The sequence below is a fragment of the Amycolatopsis azurea DSM 43854 genome (assembly GCF_001995215.1).
In the GTDB taxonomy this organism is placed as follows: domain Bacteria; phylum Actinomycetota; class Actinomycetes; order Mycobacteriales; family Pseudonocardiaceae; genus Amycolatopsis; species Amycolatopsis azurea.
This window is the reverse complement of record NZ_MUXN01000008.1, coordinates 27,660-45,673: the sequence shown is the minus strand read 5'-3', so window position 1 is coordinate 45,673 and position 18,014 is coordinate 27,660. Positions and strand designations below refer to the sequence as shown.

The following is an 18,014-nucleotide window of genomic DNA, read 5'->3' as shown; positions in this document are numbered from 1 at the left end:
TAGCCCCCTAAACGCAGGTCGGCGCTAGTGGGCGAAGTGGCGCGTGCCGGTCAGGTACAGGGTGACCCCGGCGGCCTCGGCGGCCGCGATGACCTCGGCGTCGCGGATCGACCCGCCCGGCTGGACGACGGCGCGGACACCGGCCACCAGCAAGACCTCGAGCCCGTCCGGGAACGGGAAGAAGGCGTCCGAAGCGGCGACGGAGCCCTTCGCCCGTTCTCCCGCCCGCGATACCGCGAGCCGCGAGGAGTCGACCCGGTTGACCTGGCCCATGCCGACGCCGACGGTCGCGCCGTCGTTCGCCAGCAGGATCGCGTTCGACTTCACCGCGCGCAGCGAACGCCACGCGAACTCGAGGTCGGCCAGCGTCCGCTCGTCGGCGGGCGCGCCGGTCGCGAGGGTCCAGTTCGCCGGGTCGTCGCCCTCGGCGGCGATCGTGTCGACGGTCTGCACCAGCATGCCGCCGGAGATCGGCCGGAACTCGATCGGATCCGGCGAAGTGATCGCTGGCAGCTTCAGCAGCCGCACGTTCTTCTTGCGCTGCAAGATCTCCAGCGCCTCGGCGTCGAAGTCCGGTGCCAGGACGACCTCGGTGAACACCTCCGAGATCTGCTCGGCGGCCTCGCGGGTCACCGGCCGGTTGGTCGCGATCACCCCGCCGTAGGCCGAGACCGGGTCGCAAGCGTGCGCCTTCCGGTGTGCCTCGGCGATATCCTCGCCGACCGCGATCCCGCACGGGTTGGCGTGCTTGATGATCGCGACGGCCGGGGCGTCGAAGTCGTAGGCGGCGCGGCGCGCGGCGTCGGTGTCGACGTAGTTGTTGTACGACATGGCCTTGCCGTGCAGCTGCTCCGCGTGCGCGAGGCCAGGCCGCCAGTGCTTGTACAGCGCGGCCTTCTGGTGCGGGTTCTCGCCGTAGCGCAGCACGTCGCCGCGCTCCCACGAAGCACCGGTGAAGTCGGGGAAGCCGGAGTCGTCCGCGGGCGCGTAGACGTTGGCGAACCACGCGGCGACGGCGGTGTCATACGCCGCCGTGTGCGCATAGGCCTGCGCGGCGAGCCGCTTGCGGTCGGCCAGCTCGAAACCGCCGGCGGCGACGCGCTCCAGCACCCACTCGTAACGGGAGGGATCGACCACGACGGCGACGCTGTTGTGGTTCTTGGCCGCGGCGCGCACCATCGCCGGGCCGCCGATGTCGATGTTCTCGACGCAGTCTTCCGGGCTCGCGCCCGACGCGACGGTCTGCGTGAACGGGTACAGGTTGACCACGAGCAGGTCGAACGGCGCGATGTCCAGCTGCTTGAGCTGCTCGACGTGCTCCGGGCGGTCGCGGTCGGCGAGCAGGCCCGCGTGCACGCGCGGGTGCAGCGTCTTGACCCGGCCGTCGAGGGACTCGGGGAACCCGGTGACCTCTTCGACCGGTGTCACCGGCACCCCGGCGTTCGCGATGACCTTCGCCGTGCCTCCGGTCGACACGATCTCGACGCCGGCCGCGTGCAGCCCGGTGGCGAGTTCGAGCAGGCCGGCCTTGTCCGAGACACCGATCAGCGCGCGCCGGACGGGACGCTGTCCCTGTGCGGTACTCACGAAAACCTCACCTTTCGTCCCTCGACCGAGCACCCGCTCCGGCCGAGTTTTTCGATCGTTTCCACCAGGAGCCTGCGTTCCACGGCCTTGATCCGCTCGTGCAGGACGTGCTCGTCGTCGTCGGACTCCACGATCACCGGCTCCTGCGCGATGATCGGCCCGGTGTCGACTCCGGCATCGACGAAATGGACCGTCGACCCGGTGACCTTGACGGCCATCGCCAGCGCGTCGGCCACGGCGTGCGCGCCGGGGAACGACGGCAGCAACGCCGGATGCGTGTTGATCACACGGCCGGGGAACCGCGCGAGGAATTCGGCGCCGAGGATCTTCATGAACCCCGCCGAGACGACCAGGTCCGGCTGGTAGGCGGCGACGGCTTCGGTGATCGCCTTGTCCCACGCCTCGCGGTCCGGATGATCGGCCATCCGCACGGTGAACGACGGCACGTCGGCGCGTTCGGCCCGCGTGAGCGCTTCGATCCCGGTGCGGTCCGCTCCGACGGCGACCACTTTCGCCGGGAAGTTCGGCTTTTCGACCGCGTCGAGCACGGCTTGCAGCAGCGTGCCGGAACCGGACGCGAGGACGACGAGCTTCACCGGAGTGGGCAGGTCCAACCGACTAGCCAGAACGGGCTCCTTGCCACGGCGGTACGCACTCGGGCGTACGGCGCTTCACCTGGTCGCGACAACCCTAACGGTCGCCGCCGGGCGCGCTTTCGTCGCCGGACCCCTCGGTGGACTCGGTCACAGCGACGTCCTGCTCGGGCTCGGTTTCCGGCTCTGTTTCCGCCGGGGTCTCGTCGAGGTCCTCACCGAGCTCGCGGGCGAGTTCCGCCTCGGCCTCGTCGTCGAATTCGTCGGTTTCCTCGTCGAGCTCGGCTTCGGCTTCTTCGGCTTCTTCGGCGGGCTCCGCCGCTTCGTCCTCTTCGGCCTCGACGGCGTCTTCCTCGACGGCGACATCCTCGGCGACGACTTCGTCGTCGGGTTCACCCGGCGGTTCGGGCGGCTCGTGCGCTCCGGCGAAGAAGGCGACGAACCCGCCGGGGATGACGATCCAGCAGAAGGCGATCACCGACGCGACCCCGACCGGCACGCTGACCGGGTCGAACGGCCCGTCGCCGAGCCTGCCGCCGGCGAGGGTGCCGAGGACGACGCAGCCGAAAGCGACGAGCGCGCCCGCGACGGCGACCGCCCGCATCCGCAGCATCGGATCCTCGTCGATCGTGCGGATCTTCCAGCCGACCAGCGCTCCGGCCAGGGCGGGCAGGAGCAGCAACGCCGGCCACCACACCGCGTGGTGCGACGGGACGCCCGCCAGCACCGGCACTCCCGGCAGCCGCCCTTCCTGATAGCCGAACATGCCGACGGTCAGCGAACCGACCGAGAAGCCGGGCCCGGCGGTGAAGGACAGCGCGGCGACGACCGCGTTCGGCAGGTAGGCCACGGAAAGCACGAACATGCCGAAGCTCGTGCCGAATCCCGGTTCGAACAGACTGTCCACAGTGGACCACGAGAGCGCGGTGGCCACGGTGAACACCGCGGCGCCACAGGCGATCATCGCGGCGAGGCCGAGCGCGCCCGCCCGCAGACCGTGGACGGCCACCGGATCGAACCGGTCACGCACCGCGGACGGCAGCCCGCAGAGCTTGGCGACTCCCGCGACGGCGGCGAGTCCGGCAAGGAGTGCCGGCACACAGAAGGCGGTCAGCGGGTTCACGTCGATCGGTGATCCGCTCGCCGACAAGGCGACGAGCACGCCGAACAACGCGTGCGACCCGGCGATCACCGTCACCACCGGGACGGCGTCCGCCGGGGTCCGGCCGCCGATCCGGCGGACGGCCCGTGCGGCGGCCCTCGCCACGAGCCACGCGACGACGAGCGTCGGCAGCAGCGGCAGCACGCCGAGCGGATGCCCGCCGAGGTCGAGTTCCACCTGCCACGAGGCTAGCCAGCCAGGCCCGGCGGCGAGCAGGGCGCCGGTGGCGGAGAACCGGGACCGGTCGGCGGCGAACGCGACGACCGCGAGGACCAGCGCGACGACGGTGTAGGAGAAGAGCAGGGGCGAGCAGGCCGCGGCGAGCAACACCCGAACCCGCTTCGCCCTGGACACCTCCGGCTCGGGGACGAGGTCGCTCACCGGCTCTTCGCCCGGCGGGCGTTCGTCGCGGGTGAGCATCTTCATGATCCGCACCATGACATCCGTGCTGCTCCGTCCGGGTGAGGCACGCCGCCGCCGAACGGCGCGCGTGGCCCAACCCACCCGGTCGGGTAACCCGGAAAGCGAAAACACCCGCTGTGACACGGAGAGTCACAGCGGGTGTTCCTACGTTCGAAAGCTCAGCTCTGCTGGCCGAAACCACCCGGCGGCGTGCCCGGGTTCTGGCCCGACTCCGAGGAGGAGGACGGCGGCTGCTGGAAGAACTGGCCCTGCTGCGGCGCGTACGTCGTCGCCTGCTGGCCCGGCGGCTGCGTGACCGGCGGCTGGAACCCGCCCGGCTGCGCGAACGGGCCGGACGGCTCGCCCTGCGGCTGCCCCTGCTGACCTTGCTGGCCCGCGCCGGGGAACGGCTGGACCTGGGTGGCGGCCGGGCCCTGCTGACCCTGCTGGCCGAACGGACCCTGCGGGCCCTGCTGCGGGAACTGCTGGCTGTACGGGGCCTGCGGCGCCTGCTGCTGCGGCTTCGCGGCGGGCAGCTTGATGACGTCGTGCTCGAACAGCAGCGCCGCGACCGCGACCAGCATCTGCAGGATGCCGAGGATCAGCACCACGGTGAGGATGCCCGGGACCGAGACCTCCTCACGACCGCTCCCGTAGCCGATGATCAGGTCGAGGCCGCCGAACGCGCCGAGGACGCTGAACAACGCGGCGAACGGCAGCGTCTTCGGGCCTCGCGGCAACGCGTGCAGTGCCGCGAGCAGACCGCTGACCAGGAGGAAGACCGAGACCTGTCCGGCGGCGTCGGCCTCGTCGGAGAAACCGATGAAGAACTGCACCAGGCCGAGGACGGTGACGGCGAGCGCGAGCAGCAGCGCCAGGTTCAGCGGGGCCGCCTGCGATGACGGCGCCTGCTGCTGGGGAAAGGCTCCCGAGCCGGGGTGGGACTGAGGGGGTTGCTGGCCGCCACCCTGCTGGGGGTAGCCGGGCCCACCGCTGGGATAGGACATCCGAATGCTCTCCTGTCGTTCGACCGGCACCCCGGGGCGCGCGGGACTCCCGGGACAAACGAGGCGGCTGTGATGCTCGAACGCTAGCGCACACGCGGACACCCCACGCCTCGGGCTCTGAGACGTCTGTACACCCGATCGGGTTCCCCACGGAACCCCTCGCGACACCCATATCGCGTTTAGCCCGCTAAACGCGACGCGCCCGCCGGATCGCGATTAGGGGGCGAAAGTCGACCCGGCCGCCGGATCGCGATTAGCCCGCGAAAGTCGATGCGGCCGCCGCGTCGCGATTAGGGGGCTAAACGCACGTCCGCCCCGACCTGCGTTTAGCCCCCTAAACGCGATCCGGTGCGGGCGAAAGCAGGCGGGCCGGGCACCGGTGAAGGTGCCCGGCCCGCCGGGGAAAGCTCAGTCTCCGAAGGATCAGAGGCTGTTGTACAGCTCACGCGCCAGGACGGCGGTCTCGCTCGGGGTCTTCCCGACCTTGACACCGGCGGCCTCGAGGGCCTCCTTCTTGGCGGCGGCCGTGCCGGAGGAGCCGGAGACGATGGCGCCGGCGTGGCCCATGGTCTTGCCCTCGGGCGCGGTGAAGCCCGCGACGTAGCCGACGACCGGCTTCGTCACGTTGTCCTTGATGTAGGCCGCGGCGCGCTCTTCGGCGTCGCCGCCGATCTCGCCGATCATCACGATGACCTTGGTCTCGGGGTCGGCCTCGAACGCCTCGAGGGCGTCGATGTGCGTGGTGCCGATGACCGGGTCGCCGCCGATGCCGACACCGGTCGAGAAACCGATGTCACGCAGCTCGTACATCATCTGGTAGGTCAGCGTGCCGGACTTCGACACGAGACCGATCGGGCCGGCACCGGTGATGTCGGCCGGGATGATGCCCGCGTTCGACTTGCCGGGGCTGATCACGCCGGGGCAGTTCGGCCCGATGATCCGGGTCTTGTTGCCGGTCGCGACCGCGTGCGCCCAGAAGTAGGCCGAGTCGTGCACCGGGATGCCCTCGGTGATCACCACGGCGAGCGGGATCTCGGCGTCGATCGCCTCGATGACCGCGTCCTTGGCGAACTTCGGCGGCACGAAGATGACCGAAACGTCGGCGCCGGTCTCCTTGATGGCTTCCTCGACCGTGCCGAACACGGTGAGGTCCTTGCCCTCGATGGAGACGGTCTGGCCGGCCTTGCGGGCGTTGACGCCACCCACGATGTTCGTACCGGACTTCAGCATCTTGGTCGCGTGCTTCATGCCCTCGGAGCCGGTGAGCCCCTGGACGATGACCTTGCTGTTCTCGTTGATGAAGATCGACATCTCACGCACCTGCCGCGGCGAGCTCGGCGGCCTTGTCGGCCGCGTTGTCCATTGTGTCCACCACGGTGACCAGCGGGTGGTTCGCGTCGGCGAGGATCTGGCGACCCTCGACGACGTTGTTGCCGTCCAGCCGCACGACGAGCGGCTTGGTGGCCTCGTCACCCAGGATCTTCAGCGCCTCGACGATGCCGTTCGCGACCGCGTCGCAAGCGGTGATGCCACCGAAGACGTTGACGAAGACGCTCTTCACGTCGGTGTCGTTGAGGATGACGTCCAGCCCGGCCGCCATGACCTCGGCCGAGGCGCCGCCGCCGATGTCGAGGAAGTTGGCGGGCTTGACGCCGCCGTGCTTCTCGCCCGCGTAGGCCACGACGTCCAGCGTGGACATCACGAGGCCCGCGCCGTTGCCGATGATGCCGACCTCGCCGTCGAGCTTGACGTAGTTGAGGTCCTTGGCCTTGGCCTTCGCCTCGAGCGGGTTCTCCGCGTCCTTGTCGACCAGGGCCTCGTGGCCCGGCTGACGGAACGAGGCGTTCTCGTCGAGGGTGACCTTGCCGTCGAGGGCGATGATCTTGTCCTGCGGGTCACGGACCAGCGGGTTGACCTCGACCAGGGTCGCGTCCTCGGAGACGAAGGTCTCCCAGAGCTTCACGACGACGTCCGCGGCCTCGTCGACCACGTTCTCCGGGAACTTGCCCGCGGTCAGGATCTCGACGGCCTTCGCCTTGTCGACACCGATGATCGCGTCGACCGGGATCTTCGCGAGCGCTTCGGGACGCTCGACGGCCAGCTGCTCGATCTCCACGCCGCCTTCGGCCGAAGCCATCGCGAGGAAGGTGCGGTTCGCACGGTCCAGCAGGAAGGAGAAGTAGTACTCCTCGGCGATGTCCGAGGCTTCGGCCACCAGCACGCGACGCGTGATGTGACCCTTGATGTCGAGACCGAGGATCGCCTCGGCCTTTTCCGCGGCCTCGTCCGGCGTCTGGGCCAGCTTGACGCCGCCGGCCTTGCCGCGGCCGCCGGTCTTGACCTGCGCCTTGATGACGACCTGGTTGCCGATCTTCTCGGCGGTGGCCTTGGCTTCTTCGGGGGTGTTTGCCACGGCACCCGGCAGAACCGGTACTCCGTGGGCGGCGAAGAGATCCCTCGCCTGGTACTCGTAGAGGTCCACTACTCCAGTCTCCTGACGACACGCCACTGTGGTGGTCCGTTGCCGGACCGCGCTGTCGGACCAGTCGAGGTTAGCGACCTGCGCAGAAGCAGGGGACTCCGCACCTGGTGAAGTCGGTCACCGTACGCGGTCAGACGGGGTTTCCACGGTGTGAGACCGCACACCGGAGACCCAGTTCGCCGCCTTTTCCAGGCTTTCGAAGGCGTTCTCGAATCCGCTCGGGCCGTTACCGACCGCGAAGAGCAGGACGCCCGGCAGCGTTTCGGCGAGTCCTTCCGGTTCGCTCTCGCCACGCACGACGCCGAGGATGTCCGGATCCTCCTGTTCGACCGTCCGGACCAGTTGTTCGGCGGTGTCGAGGCGCCCGGCGTAGACGACCTCGACCCCGTCGTCGCGCAGCGCTCTCCCGAGCGCGACCGACGCGCCTTCCTCGACACCGAACTCGGCCAGCACGACGCGAAGGAGACGACGGGTCACGCGGACCGCCGTGAGCCCGTGACGGCCATCCCGCCCGCGACGAGGGAGACGACGGCGGCGCCCAGCGCGAGCCAGAACCCGATGCCCGCCGCCGAGCCGTCGTACTCCGAGCCGACGAGCGGCAGTTCCGCCGCGCGCAGGCCGAGCACCAGCGCGGCGCCGGCCACGGCGGCCGCGGCCGCGATCGGCCGTGAACGCGGGACGAGCGCGTACAGGCCGAGGACGACCGCGAGCGCGCCGAGCAGGCCCCACGACGCCGCGCCGAAGTCCGACCACAGACCCGGAGCGGTATAGCCGGGCGCGGTGAACACGGGCGTGCCGAACGCGGCGATCGCCAGCACCGCCGCCGCGACGACCGGGGTCAGCACGGTGCTGTTCGCTCTCGGTTCGTCCATTCCGCCGTCGTCCGAGACGTCGCGCTCCACCACACCGGTGATCACGGCGGCGAGCGCCGCCACCGCCGCCAGCGCGAGCGCGACGAAGGTCCAGGTGACGCCCGGGCCCGCCGAGTAGCCGACCTTGTCGGGCAACGGCAGCGGCAGGTCGACGCCGAACGAAGCCGGGTCCACAGCCTTGTCTTCGGTCACCGACAAGGCGGCGCTCAGCACGGCCGCCGCCGCGAGCACGACACCCGCCCACGTCGCCGCGACGACTCCCCTGGCGAACGCCGAGAGCCGCGGCACGAAGACGAACAGCGCGGGCACGGCGAGCACCACGGCGGCGCCGAGCAACAGCCAGCGCGACGGCGTCTCGGGAACGGGCGTCGGACCGTTGGCCGTCAGTACCGGCGTCAGCGCACCGGCGACCGCGGCCCCGGCGGCGAGCAGCGCCAGCCCGCCGGTGGCCAGCCGCCACCAGAACAGCCCGGGCAACCTGGCCTCACCGGCCAGATCGCCGTCGACCGTCTCCGCCGCTTCAGCGACGTCGAACCGGGTGAAGGCCAGTCCGGCCAGCGCCAGACCCGCGACGGTCACCAGCACCGACCCCAGTGCGACCGAGAGCCGGTCCACGACCAGCCCCGCGACCACCTGCGGCACGCCGACCGCGAGCGCCGCCAGTCCCGCTCCGGCGAACCCGCCCTTGCCGACCCCGGCCGAGGGCGAACTCACCGCCACGAGCACGGTCAGCGGCAGCAGCGCCGCGAGCAGCAGGTAACCGGCCATCGCGACGGTCGGCCCCTCGAAGGCGTTCTTGGCCAGGAGGTACGCGTTGCCCGAACCGATGGGCGCGAGCAGCAGGCCGATGCCGCCCGCCACGCCGAGCACGGGCCCGAGCAGCCGCCAGCGGCGCCGTCCGTCCAGTTCGCCCGCCAGTTCCGCCTCGTCGCGGGCGGTCCCCGCGGCGAACGCCCCGGCGGCGAGCGTGAGCAGGTGACCCGCCACCAGCGGCCACAGCCCCGGCCCCGCCGGAGGCAGGGTGAGCAGCCTGTCGGCGAGGAACAGTTCCGGACGCGAGGCCAGCGACCCGTCCGCGAGCAGCTGCAGGTCAAGCAGCAGCCGACCGGGCGCGAGCGCGGTCAGGCCGAGCACCAGCCCGGCCGCGAGCCCCGAACGTCCGGTCGTCACCGCGTAGAGCACGGCCACCGCGGGCGCCAAGGCCAGCACGACCAGCAAGGGCCAGGCGGTGAAACCGGGGGAACCGCCCCGTACGGCGGGCATCAGCGCGCCGACGGCCAGAGCGACCGCACCGGCCGCCACCAGTCCCGCCGACAGCAGGAGCGCTCGCGGGCGCGTGCCCGGTTCGCTCCGGAGAAGTTCGGCGGACGCGGTCCCGGGGGCGGCTTGCCCGGCGGTTTCGCCGGGGTGCCGTGAGCGCGAAGTCATCGACGGCGACGCTAGCAAGCCGGGCCTGGCCGGGCCCGCCAGCAGGGGGACCACCGGTCTCGGCGGCGTCTCGGAGACGACTGAGAGCGGGTAAGCCTCGTTCAACATCACCGGGCAACCGGTTATTTCCCTCGTTTGCCTCCTTTCCGGCCCTCCGGTACCCCCGAACGGCCGCATGATCTTGTAACGCAAATCACAAGGTTAAGAGTAAACCTGCTCTAACTTTGAGTAATCTCCACTGGATAACGGCCAGATCTCCGTCGCCCGATCGGCCGAGAGCGCCGCCAGATCTTGCTGACCGGGGTACCGCTTCGTTACTGTTCCCGGGTCCCCATTACAGTCAGATCACGAATGAGAGCACTGAACGAACCACCCCCGAGGTCGTTCACCGGGTTCCCCCGCCCGGGCTCTTGATCAGACTCCCCGAACATGGAAGGCCCCGTCTTGGCTTCACACCGCTCCCCCGGCGGCCAAGCTCCTTCCCCGGCGCTCGAGAACGCACTCGATGGTGCGGTCGTTCGCGTCCGGGGCTCGCACCGACTGTCGCCCCCGTCTTCGGCCCTTCGCGGCCGTGTCGTGGTCTCGGCAGTCGCCGCCGGCGCCTTCGCGGCCGCCGTCGCCGGGCAGACCCTGAAGTCCGTTTCGGAAACTTCCGACGCCGCCGTCACCCCGCTGGCCAGCACCCAGGACGCGAGCGCCTCGTTCGCCCTCGGTGGCGGAGCCGCTGGTGGCGCCCCTGAACTTCTGCCGACCAGCCAGTCGGCGAACGCCTCGGCCGAAGCCCAGAAGCTCTCGGACAACAACAGCATCACCCAGGCCCGCGTGAAGCGTGAGGCCGAAGCGGCCCGCAAGGCCGAAGAAGAGGCCAAGCGCCCCAAGACCTGCCTGCCCGCCAAGGGCACCTTCACCTCGGGCTTCGGTGCCCGGTGGGGCACGAGCCACCTCGGCATCGACCTCGCGGCCCCGATCGGCACGCCGATCGTCGCGGCTTCCGACGGCACTGTCATCGAAGCGGGCCCGGCCAGCGGTTTCGGCCTCTGGGTCAAGGTCCAGCTCTCCGACGGCACCGTCCACGTGTACGGCCACATGAACTCCTTCTCCGTCCGCGAAGGCCAGAAGGTCAAGTGCGGCGAGGAGATCGCCGAGGTCGGCAACCGTGGCCAGAGCACCGGCCCGCACCTGCACTTCGAGGTCTGGCAGAACGGCACGAAGAAGATCGACCCGCGCCCGTGGCTCGCCGCCCGTGGCGTCAGCGTCAGCTGATCGAGCCTCGCCTTTCACTTCATCGCAAGACCCTTTCGCCACATCGGTGATCCCGCTCGCCCCCAGGGCGTGCCGGGCAACGACGCTCTGGCACGCCTGAAGGACTTCCGCTTCCCCCGTTGAGGACATCGGGAAGCGTCGTAGGTCCTCCAGCTCGGAGCGCAGGGGGTTTTCCGGGCCCTGAACGCCCTCACGCGACGCCGTCGGGCAGTTTCCCCACGAGGAACCCCACGGCGATCCGCCAGACCGTGCAGAGGCTTGCCGGGCGCCGTTCGAACGGCCGTCATCCGGCGAGAAGTCGCCCGGGAAACGCGCGTGGAAGAGTTCGGTACCCGGCTGGCCGCGGCCCGAACAGCCATCGCCGCGCGTGCCCGCATACGACGCACCGTCCGGCCCCGTCCGGTTCGTGCGTCCGCGGTAACGCGCGCCAGGCCGCGACCAGCCTGAGCACTTCCGGCGGTTCCGGACCCCGATCCGGCCCCGCCCCTTCTTCAACACCCCGCAGGTAATCGAGTACCCCACTCGAGGGCGCCCCAAACAAGATCCCGTCCCCACCGTGCGCCCCTTCCCTGATCGGGGGACACCGGCTTGTCCAGCATACCCCAGCGCATCGAACTCGTGTTCGATGGGACAGGTATACGGGAAGGGTCCGACAGTTTTCGAAGGTGTCGGGGAAACCGCAGGTCAGGGCTAGAGTTTGACCATCGGGACGCTGCCGATGAGCATCAGCCGGACCTTGCCCGCCGCGCCGAAGTCGATCGTCGCCGTGGCCCGGGGCCCGGCCCCGTCGCAGGCGACGACCGTCCCGAGCCCGTACTTGTCGTGGCTGACCCTGTCGCCGACGTCGAGCTTGAGCGCGACGGTGTCCTTCCAGGCCTTGCCGAACGGGCTCGTGCTCGTCGACCTCGACGACGAGGACGAGCCACCACCGCGGCTGCCCCACGTCGTCGCGGCCCGCGGAGAGCCGCCCGACGAACCGAAACCGCCGGAGGAGGACGAAGGCGCGAGCCTGCGCCAGTCGACCAGCTCGGCGGGCAGCTCGTCGAGGAACCGCGAAGCCGGGTTCATCTGCGGCTGGCCCCAGGCCGAGCGCACCATCGAGCGGGAGACGTACAGCCGCTTCCTGGCCCGCGTGATCGCGACGTAGGCGAGCCGGCGTTCCTCGGCCAGCTCGGTCGGGTCACCGAGCGCGCGCATGTGCGGGAAGATCCCGTCTTCCCAGCCCGTGCCGAAGACGACCGGGTACTCCAGGCCCTTCGCGGTGTGCACGGTCATCAACGTGACCACGCCCGCGTCGTGCCCGTCGCCGTCTTCGCCACCGTCGGCGGCGGGGATCGAATCCGCGTCCGCCACCAGCGAGACCCGCTCCAGGAAGGCGGGCAGCGAGCCCGGTTCCGGGACTCCAGCATCGGCGGGTTCCGCTTCGGGGAGTTCGCCGTCCGGTCCGGCGACCTCGGCGGTGAATTCGGTGAACTCCCGCGCGACGGTGACGAGTTCCGTCAGGTTCTCCACCCGCGACGCGTCCTGAGGATCGTCCGACTCCTCGAGTTCCGCGCGGTAGCCCGTGCGTTCCAGGACCGCTTCGAGGACGTCGGCGACTTCGGCGCCGCTCTCGACGACCTCGCCGAGTTCGTCCAGCAACTCGACGAACCCGGTGATCGCCTTGGCCGAACGTGGGTTCAGCAGCGGGATCTCGCCGTTGACGGCGCCGCGCAGCGCCTGCGCGAACGAGATGCGCTCGCGCTCCGCGTACGTCGCGATGACCGCTTCGGCGCGGTCGCCGATGCCGCGTTTGGGGACGTTGAGGACCCGGCGAAGGCTGACCGTGTCCTCCGGGTTCGCCAGCACCCTCAGGTACGCGAGCATGTCGCGGACCTCGCGCCGTTCGTAGAACCGCACGCCGCCGACGACCTTGTACGGCAGGCCGAGGCGGATGAAGATCTCTTCGAAGACCCGCGACTGGTTGTTGGTGCGGTAGAAGACCGCGACGTCGGAGTAGTCCGCTTCGCCCTTGTCCGCCAGCGCGTCGATCTCGCCCGCGACGAACGCCGCTTCGTCGTGCTCGTTGTCCGCGACGTAGCCGACGATCTTCTCGCCGTCACCGGAATCGGTCCACAGCCGCTTCGCGCGCCTGTTCGGGTTTCGCGCGATGACCGCGTTCGCCGCGTTCAGGATCGTCTGGGTCGAGCGGTAGTTCTGTTCCAGCAGAACGGTCCGAGCGTTCGGGAAGTCGCGTTCGAATTCCTCGATGTTGCGGATGGTCGCCCCGCGGAAGGCGTAGATCGACTGATCCGCGTCACCCACGACGCACAGTTCGGCGGGCTCGATCCCGGCTTCGTTCTTCTCCGTGCCGACCAGTTCGCGGATCAGCGTGTACTGCGCGTGGTTCGTGTCCTGGTACTCGTCGACCAGGACGTGCCGGAACCGCCGCCGGTAGTACTCGGCGACGTCCGGGAAGGTCTGCAGGAGTTCGACCGTCCGCATGATGAGGTCGTCGAAGTCGAACGCGTTGGCCTGGTTCAGCCGCCGCTGGTACTCGACGTAGACCTCGGCGACGCGGCGTTCGAGGTCGTTGCCCGCGTCGGCGACCGCGGTCTCCGGGTCGATCAGCTCGTTCTTGAGGTTCGAGATGTTCACGGCCAGTGTGCGCGCCGCGTACTTCTTCGGGTCGATGTCGAGATCACGGGCGACGAGGGTGATGAGCCGCTTCGTGTCGTCCGAGTCGTAGATGGAGAAACTCGACGACATCTCCAGCGTTTTCGCCTCACGGCGCAGGATCCGCACGCACATGGAGTGGAACGTCGACACCCACATGGCGTTGGCGCGGCGCCCGACGAGGTCGCTCACCCGCTCCCGCATCTCCGCGGCCGCCTTGTTGGTGAACGTGATCGCCATGATCTGGCCGGGGTGCACGTCCCGTTCGGCCAGCAGGTACGCGATCCGGCGGGTCAGCACCCGGGTCTTGCCCGAACCCGCGCCCGCGACGACCAGCAGCGGCGAGCCCGCGTGGGTCACGGCTTCGCGCTGCGCCGGGTTCAGGTCGTCGAGCAGGTCCGTGTGCCGGGGCTTGGCCGGACCGTCCGCTGGGAGATCGAAGAGGGTGTTCATCGCCGGTCCACGCTACAGCGCCGGGCGTAGGCGGTGTTGCCGCCTGCCGTCCGACGCGCGGACGGTGTTCGCGGCGGAGGATCGGATGCCATGGACACCAACGGAATTCCCTCCCGGCTCAGGGCAGCCGACGCCGATCGCGAGCGGGTCGCCTCGCTCATCCAGGCCGCCGGCGGCGAAGGCCGTCTCACCCTCGAAGAAGTGGAAGACCGGCTCAGCGCTGTGTATTCCACCAAGTACACGGACGAACTGGCCACGCTCACCTCGGATCTGCCGAAACCCGCGCCGAGGCGGCGTCCCGTCGTCTTCGGGCATCGGGCGGTGCGGATCCATCTCGCGGTCGCCGTGGCGCTTTCGGTGCTGCTGATCGTCCGGTGGGTGGCCTCGGGGGTGCCGTTCTTCTGGCCCGCGATGCCGATGTTCTGGCTGGCCATGAGCGTCCTGGTCCACGCGCGTGTCCGCGGGGCGCGCCGCCGCTTCAAGCCGGAGGACGGTTTCGCTGTGGCATAATCACGGTATGCGGCACCTCGCGACGCGATTTTTTTACGGGACCCGGACTCCGGCTCCCGTGATCGTGTAGTGCCGAACTGCCATCACCCGAAGCCCCGGAGTCCGCGGACCCCGGGGCTTTACGCTGTTCCGGGGGCCAGCAGGGAATCCGGACCGAAGAGAGGTCCCGATGGACATCACACAGAAGCCGGACGCTGACGAACCCATCGCCACCGCCGAAGAGATCGGCGAGCTCCGCAAGGAGATCGACTTCCTCGACGGCGAGATCCTGCGGCTGGTCAAACGCCGCGTGGAGGTGTCCAAGACGATCGGCGCCGCCAGGATGGCCGCGGGCGGAACGAGGATCGTCTACAACCGCGAGATGGACGTGCTGGCGCGGTACCGCGAACTCGGGCCGGAGGGGCGGCAGCTGGCGATGGCGCTGCTGAACCTGGGCCGGGGCCGGCTGGGTCGCTAGGGGCAGGGCGATAGCAAAGGTCCCTTGCTCCCCCGACGTCACCGGGATCGCGTTTAGCCCGCTAAACGCGATCCGGCCACGTCACGATCCCGTGCCGTGAGGTGAAACTCAGGGTGTTCCCCGAGCCACGACGGCTTGAGACAGGGCAAACTGGACACATGATTAACCTCATCGCCGTGATCATCGCGATCGCCGGTGTCCTCGCGGCATTGGGCCATCTCGGCTATCTCGCCATGTTGAACAACGCGGCGGGTAAGCGTGCGGGCGGTACCCCCATCGCCCAGTACGTCAAGACGCGCTGGCCGATCGCAGCGGGTACCACCGCGGCCTCGCTGTTCGCCTGGCTGCTCACGAGTGGGGGAACGCCGCTCGACATCATCGCCATTTTGCTTGCGGCGGGTAGCGGAATCACGGCCACCAAGGCCCTGCAGTCGACCCAGCAGAAGTACCGCAGCGGCAACTGAACGGCTTCACCAGCACCGATCGCACTGCGTAGCGTCACCGAGGCCCGTTCGGGCGCGCCCGACCGAGTGAAACATCTGCAACTTGCAGAGTGGGTGAAGACGTGCGGGGTGTCGGGCTTTTACTGTGGTCCCCGTGAGGACCCTTGCGTCTGGGTCGGGCGATGCCCGAATGGCGCGCGGGGGCGACGGCCCCGCGCGCCCACCGTCGCATGCGCGTGCATTTGCTCACGAGACTGCCCGGGAGTCTGCAAGCGAGGGATCCCGTGAAACCGCTGCTCCGTTCGGCTTAACCGGTGTCACTTCGCCGTCAGGGCCTGCCCGCGAGGGGGTCGCTCGGACATGAACGGCTGGGCGGAACACCAAGGACGGGACGGCGCCGCGCACGCGGGCCGTCACCGGGCGGGCGGCACCGAGAGCTGGACCCCACCCGTGCCGCCGCGGCGGCAGCGCCCTACCGGGCACGGGCATCACGCACACCGTGAGTTCGCCCCGCCTTCCACCGGTTCCCTTCCCCTGCCGCCACCGCGGAACAGGAGGGCGCCGAGCCCCGGCTACGCCCCATCGAGCGGCCGTCTGCCGCTCCCCCAGCCCGCTCGCGAGGTGCCCGTGGAACGCCCGGCACGCGTCGAGGTCTCGTTCACAGAGCCCGTCCTGGCCTCCGCCGAGGAACGGCGCGCGAAGGCGGCACAGCGCACGAAGGTGACGCTGACGGCGCCCGCTCCCCGCCGCCCCGAGCCGGTCGAGACCGACGGCGACGACGACGTCCGCGTCTATCTGGCCCCGCCGATCGACGGGCTGAGCACCTTCGACCTCGGTTCGGTGCCCGCTTCGGTGACCCCGCCCAAGACCTGGCGCAAGGCCGCCTGGTTCGCCGCGGCGGCGTCCGCGCTGGTCGTGGTCGGTCTGCTCTTCGCCGGTTCGTTCCTGGTCGGCAAACCCGCCCCGGAGCAGCAGAGTCAGGGCGGCTGGCCCGGCTACCGGGGTGGCAGCCCGCTGACCAACGAAGGCCTCGCCGGCAATCCGACCACGCAGCCGCAGGGCGGCGCGGCGGGTAACCCGTCCGATTCCGCGACCGACTCCTCCTCCCAGGACGACCGCAGTTCCTCCAATTCCGGCACCCCGTCGGAGGACGAGAGCACCGGCAACAGCGAGACCCGGCCCGGCTCGGGTGGACCGGTCACGACCGGGCGGCCCGCGTCGTCGTCGAGCGAGCGGCCGCAGAAGCCGCCGGTCATGCCCGCCGACCGCACCACCACGACCTCCCCCTGGTACGCGTCGCAGCCGGACGCGCAGGCGATGGGCGACCACACCGAGACCTTCCTCAACACCGTCACCACCAACCCCCAAGAGGCCGCCGCGGTGACCTCCGGTGGCCTCCGCGAAGAAGGCGCCCAGGGTCTCCGTGAGCGCTACGCCGACGTCGCCTACTTCGAGGTCAAGAAGGTCAGCATCGACCAGCGCCGCGGTGTCACGGTCAACACCGTCGAAGTCACTCACAAAGACGGAACGAAGACCATGGAGCAGCGCACGTTCACCTTCGGTGACGACGACAAGATCGTCGACGACGGCATGTAGGCGATCGCGCACGTGCAAGTGTCCTGTTCCTCTGCACGTGCGGTGCGCCGAGCGGTTGTCCCTGGTCCGGGTGGGTGACCTAAGCTGCCGTTCGTCGTATCGCGACGGCATTCCGGCGATAGAGCCTGGCCGCGGACCGTCTCCACAGGGTTACCTGACGACAGCAAGGTTCGCACCGTTCAGAAGACGGCCGCGCGGACCAATGGCGTCGGCCGAACGGCCCAGCGCCTGCCCCGGACCAGAGCGAGGAATTTCGTGCTTGATCGACAGCGCATACGGCGTGAGGACGCCGTACGTGTCGAGGACGTCATCCCGGAAGAGATCCTGAACGACACCCGCGTCGACCGCGAGTACCTCGAGCAGGTCTTCCGCGAGCCGCAGAAGTTCGTTCCCGCCCGCGCCCGTCAAGAGCCGTCGCCGAAACCGGAACCCGACGACGCGGACGAGCCGGAGAGCCGGGCCGCCCGGCGGGCCAAGATGGCCGGTCTGGTCGCCGCCGGGCTGCTGGTCGCGGGCGCCGTCGTCACCGCCGGAGTGCTCGCGGGCACCCAGCGGCAGGGCGCGGTGACGGGCGCACCCGCTCCCGAGGTGATGAGCGGAGCCGCCGCGCTCGGCGGGCTCGCCGTCCCGGACTCCTCCGAACCGCAGCGCAAGCACGAGGCGCCGTCGTCGACGGGCACCAGCACGACGGCCCAGCCGTCTTCGGGCACCGGCTCGGGCTCGCTCTCGAGTCAGAGTTCGGCGACCAGCAGCACCAGTTCGCAGCCTGCCGCCAAACCGGCCGCGATCAGCACGGCCGAGGGCAAGATCGACGCGGTCCGGAAGTTCTACCAGACCATCGACGCCGATCCCTACGGCGCGAAGTCGCTGCTCACGCCGGTGCTGGCCCAATCCGAAGCAGGCAAGCTGATCGAGGCGTGGAGCTCCATGGACGCCATCCAGATCCAGGACGTCCGGGAACAGGCCGACGGCACCGTCCTCGCCGTGGTGACCATGCGCAACCCGGACGGCGGTCTGGTCCGGGTCACCCAGATACTGGCATTCGCCGACGAGACGACCGGTCTGATCACCGACGCCCGGTTGCTGTCCGCGCAGCACATGTGA

The 18,014-nt window shown here is 69.9% G+C and carries 15 protein-coding genes; 6 read left to right on the top strand and 9 right to left on the bottom strand.

Features of this window, described 5'->3' with window-relative positions; genetic code table 11:
* Nucleotides 1-24: 24 nt before the first annotated feature.
* From purH to B0293_RS11960, 8 genes are all read right to left on the bottom strand, one after another.
* On the bottom strand, nucleotides 25-1,587 hold the full coding sequence (purH, locus tag B0293_RS11995; RefSeq protein ID WP_005161889.1) for a bifunctional phosphoribosylaminoimidazolecarboxamide formyltransferase/IMP cyclohydrolase: 1,563 nt from the start codon (nucleotides 1,585-1,587) through the stop codon (nucleotides 25-27).
* The gene (purN, locus tag B0293_RS11990) at nucleotides 1,584-2,201 is read right to left on the bottom strand and encodes a phosphoribosylglycinamide formyltransferase (RefSeq protein WP_039919037.1); all 618 of its coding nucleotides are present in this window, start codon (nucleotides 2,199-2,201) and stop codon (nucleotides 1,584-1,586) included. The genes purH and purN overlap by 4 nt, the downstream gene beginning before the upstream one ends.
* A 76-nt stretch (nucleotides 2,202-2,277) precedes the next feature.
* Nucleotides 2,278-3,780 carry a cell division protein PerM gene (locus B0293_RS11985; protein WP_077241297.1) on the bottom strand — a complete coding sequence of 501 codons (1,503 nt, stop codon included), beginning with the start codon at nucleotides 3,778-3,780 and terminating at the stop codon, nucleotides 2,278-2,280.
* A 143-nt stretch (nucleotides 3,781-3,923) separates the two neighbouring features.
* The gene (locus B0293_RS11980; RefSeq protein WP_005161883.1) at nucleotides 3,924-4,751 is read right to left on the bottom strand and encodes a DUF5336 domain-containing protein; all 828 of its coding nucleotides are present in this window, start codon (nucleotides 4,749-4,751) and stop codon (nucleotides 3,924-3,926) included.
* 423 nt (nucleotides 4,752-5,174) lie between these two features.
* Nucleotides 5,175-6,062, bottom strand: coding sequence for a succinate--CoA ligase subunit alpha (gene sucD / locus B0293_RS11975; RefSeq protein ID WP_005165134.1), 888 nt, complete (start codon nucleotides 6,060-6,062; stop codon nucleotides 5,175-5,177).
* A gap of 1 nt (nucleotide 6,063) precedes the next feature.
* Complete coding sequence (gene sucC / locus B0293_RS11970; RefSeq protein ID WP_005165132.1) at nucleotides 6,064-7,233, bottom strand: ADP-forming succinate--CoA ligase subunit beta; 1,170 nt, start codon at nucleotides 7,231-7,233, stop codon at nucleotides 6,064-6,066.
* 117 nt (nucleotides 7,234-7,350) lie between these two features.
* Nucleotides 7,351-7,710 (bottom strand): hypothetical protein, encoded by a 360-nt coding sequence (locus B0293_RS11965; RefSeq protein WP_005165130.1) that lies wholly within the window; start codon nucleotides 7,708-7,710, stop codon nucleotides 7,351-7,353.
* On the bottom strand, nucleotides 7,707-9,533 hold the full coding sequence (locus tag B0293_RS11960) for a hypothetical protein (RefSeq protein WP_052014573.1): 1,827 nt from the start codon (nucleotides 9,531-9,533) through the stop codon (nucleotides 7,707-7,709). Before B0293_RS11960 ends, B0293_RS11965 begins: the two co-directional genes overlap by 4 nt.
* A gap of 576 nt (nucleotides 9,534-10,109) precedes the next feature.
* On the opposite strand from B0293_RS11960, the gene B0293_RS11955 reads away from it, so the two are divergent.
* Nucleotides 10,110-10,796: a M23 family metallopeptidase gene (locus B0293_RS11955; RefSeq protein ID WP_005165126.1), complete on the top strand. Its 687-nt coding sequence runs from the start codon at nucleotides 10,110-10,112 to the stop codon at nucleotides 10,794-10,796.
* Between the two features lie 690 nt (nucleotides 10,797-11,486).
* Here B0293_RS11955 and pcrA read toward each other — a convergent pair.
* Nucleotides 11,487-13,904 carry a DNA helicase PcrA gene (gene pcrA / locus B0293_RS11950; protein WP_005165124.1) on the bottom strand — a complete coding sequence of 806 codons (2,418 nt, stop codon included), beginning with the start codon at nucleotides 13,902-13,904 and terminating at the stop codon, nucleotides 11,487-11,489.
* 90 nt (nucleotides 13,905-13,994) lie between these two features.
* Between pcrA and B0293_RS11945 the strand changes: the two genes are divergently transcribed.
* The 5 genes from B0293_RS11945 (at nucleotide 13,995) to B0293_RS11925 (ending at nucleotide 18,014) form a co-directional block, all read left to right on the top strand.
* Entirely contained in the window at nucleotides 13,995-14,414 is a 420-nt protein-coding gene (locus B0293_RS11945) for a DUF1707 SHOCT-like domain-containing protein (protein ID WP_005165123.1), read from the top strand.
* Nucleotides 14,415-14,583: 169 nt separating this feature from the next.
* Entirely contained in the window at nucleotides 14,584-14,871 is a 288-nt protein-coding gene (locus tag B0293_RS11940; RefSeq protein ID WP_005165120.1) for a chorismate mutase, read from the top strand.
* Between the two features lie 158 nt (nucleotides 14,872-15,029).
* Nucleotides 15,030-15,335: a hypothetical protein gene (locus B0293_RS11935; protein ID WP_005165118.1), complete on the top strand. Its 306-nt coding sequence runs from the start codon at nucleotides 15,030-15,032 to the stop codon at nucleotides 15,333-15,335.
* 339 nt (nucleotides 15,336-15,674) lie between these two features.
* On the top strand, nucleotides 15,675-16,910 hold the full coding sequence (locus B0293_RS11930; protein ID WP_245192078.1) for a hypothetical protein: 1,236 nt from the start codon (nucleotides 15,675-15,677) through the stop codon (nucleotides 16,908-16,910).
* A 255-nt stretch (nucleotides 16,911-17,165) separates the two neighbouring features.
* Nucleotides 17,166-18,014 (top strand): hypothetical protein, encoded by an 849-nt coding sequence (locus tag B0293_RS11925; RefSeq protein WP_005165115.1) that lies wholly within the window; start codon nucleotides 17,166-17,168, stop codon nucleotides 18,012-18,014.

What these genes read in the sequence shown, in the direction of transcription:
- B0293_RS11985 (WP_077241297.1), bottom strand. Translation starts at nt 3,780, where the DNA reads ATGGTGCGGATCATGAAGATGCTCACCCGCGACGAACGCCCGCCGGGC.
- B0293_RS11980 (WP_005161883.1), bottom strand. Translation starts at nt 4,751, where the DNA reads ATGTCCTATCCCAGCGGTGGGCCCGGCTACCCCCAGCAGGGTGGCGGC.
- sucD (WP_005165134.1), bottom strand. Translation starts at nt 6,062, where the DNA reads ATGTCGATCTTCATCAACGAGAACAGCAAGGTCATCGTCCAGGGGCTC.
- B0293_RS11960 (WP_052014573.1), bottom strand. Translation starts at nt 9,533, where the DNA reads ATGACTTCGCGCTCACGGCACCCCGGCGAAACCGCCGGGCAAGCCGCC.
- pcrA (WP_005165124.1), bottom strand. Translation starts at nt 13,904, where the DNA reads ATGAACACCCTCTTCGATCTCCCAGCGGACGGTCCGGCCAAGCCCCGG.
- B0293_RS11945 (WP_005165123.1), top strand. Translation starts at nt 13,995, where the DNA reads ATGGACACCAACGGAATTCCCTCCCGGCTCAGGGCAGCCGACGCCGAT.
- B0293_RS11940 (WP_005165120.1), top strand. Translation starts at nt 14,584, where the DNA reads ATGGACATCACACAGAAGCCGGACGCTGACGAACCCATCGCCACCGCC.
- B0293_RS11935 (WP_005165118.1), top strand. Translation starts at nt 15,030, where the DNA reads ATGATTAACCTCATCGCCGTGATCATCGCGATCGCCGGTGTCCTCGCG.
- B0293_RS11930 (WP_245192078.1), top strand. Translation starts at nt 15,675, where the DNA reads ATGAACGGCTGGGCGGAACACCAAGGACGGGACGGCGCCGCGCACGCG.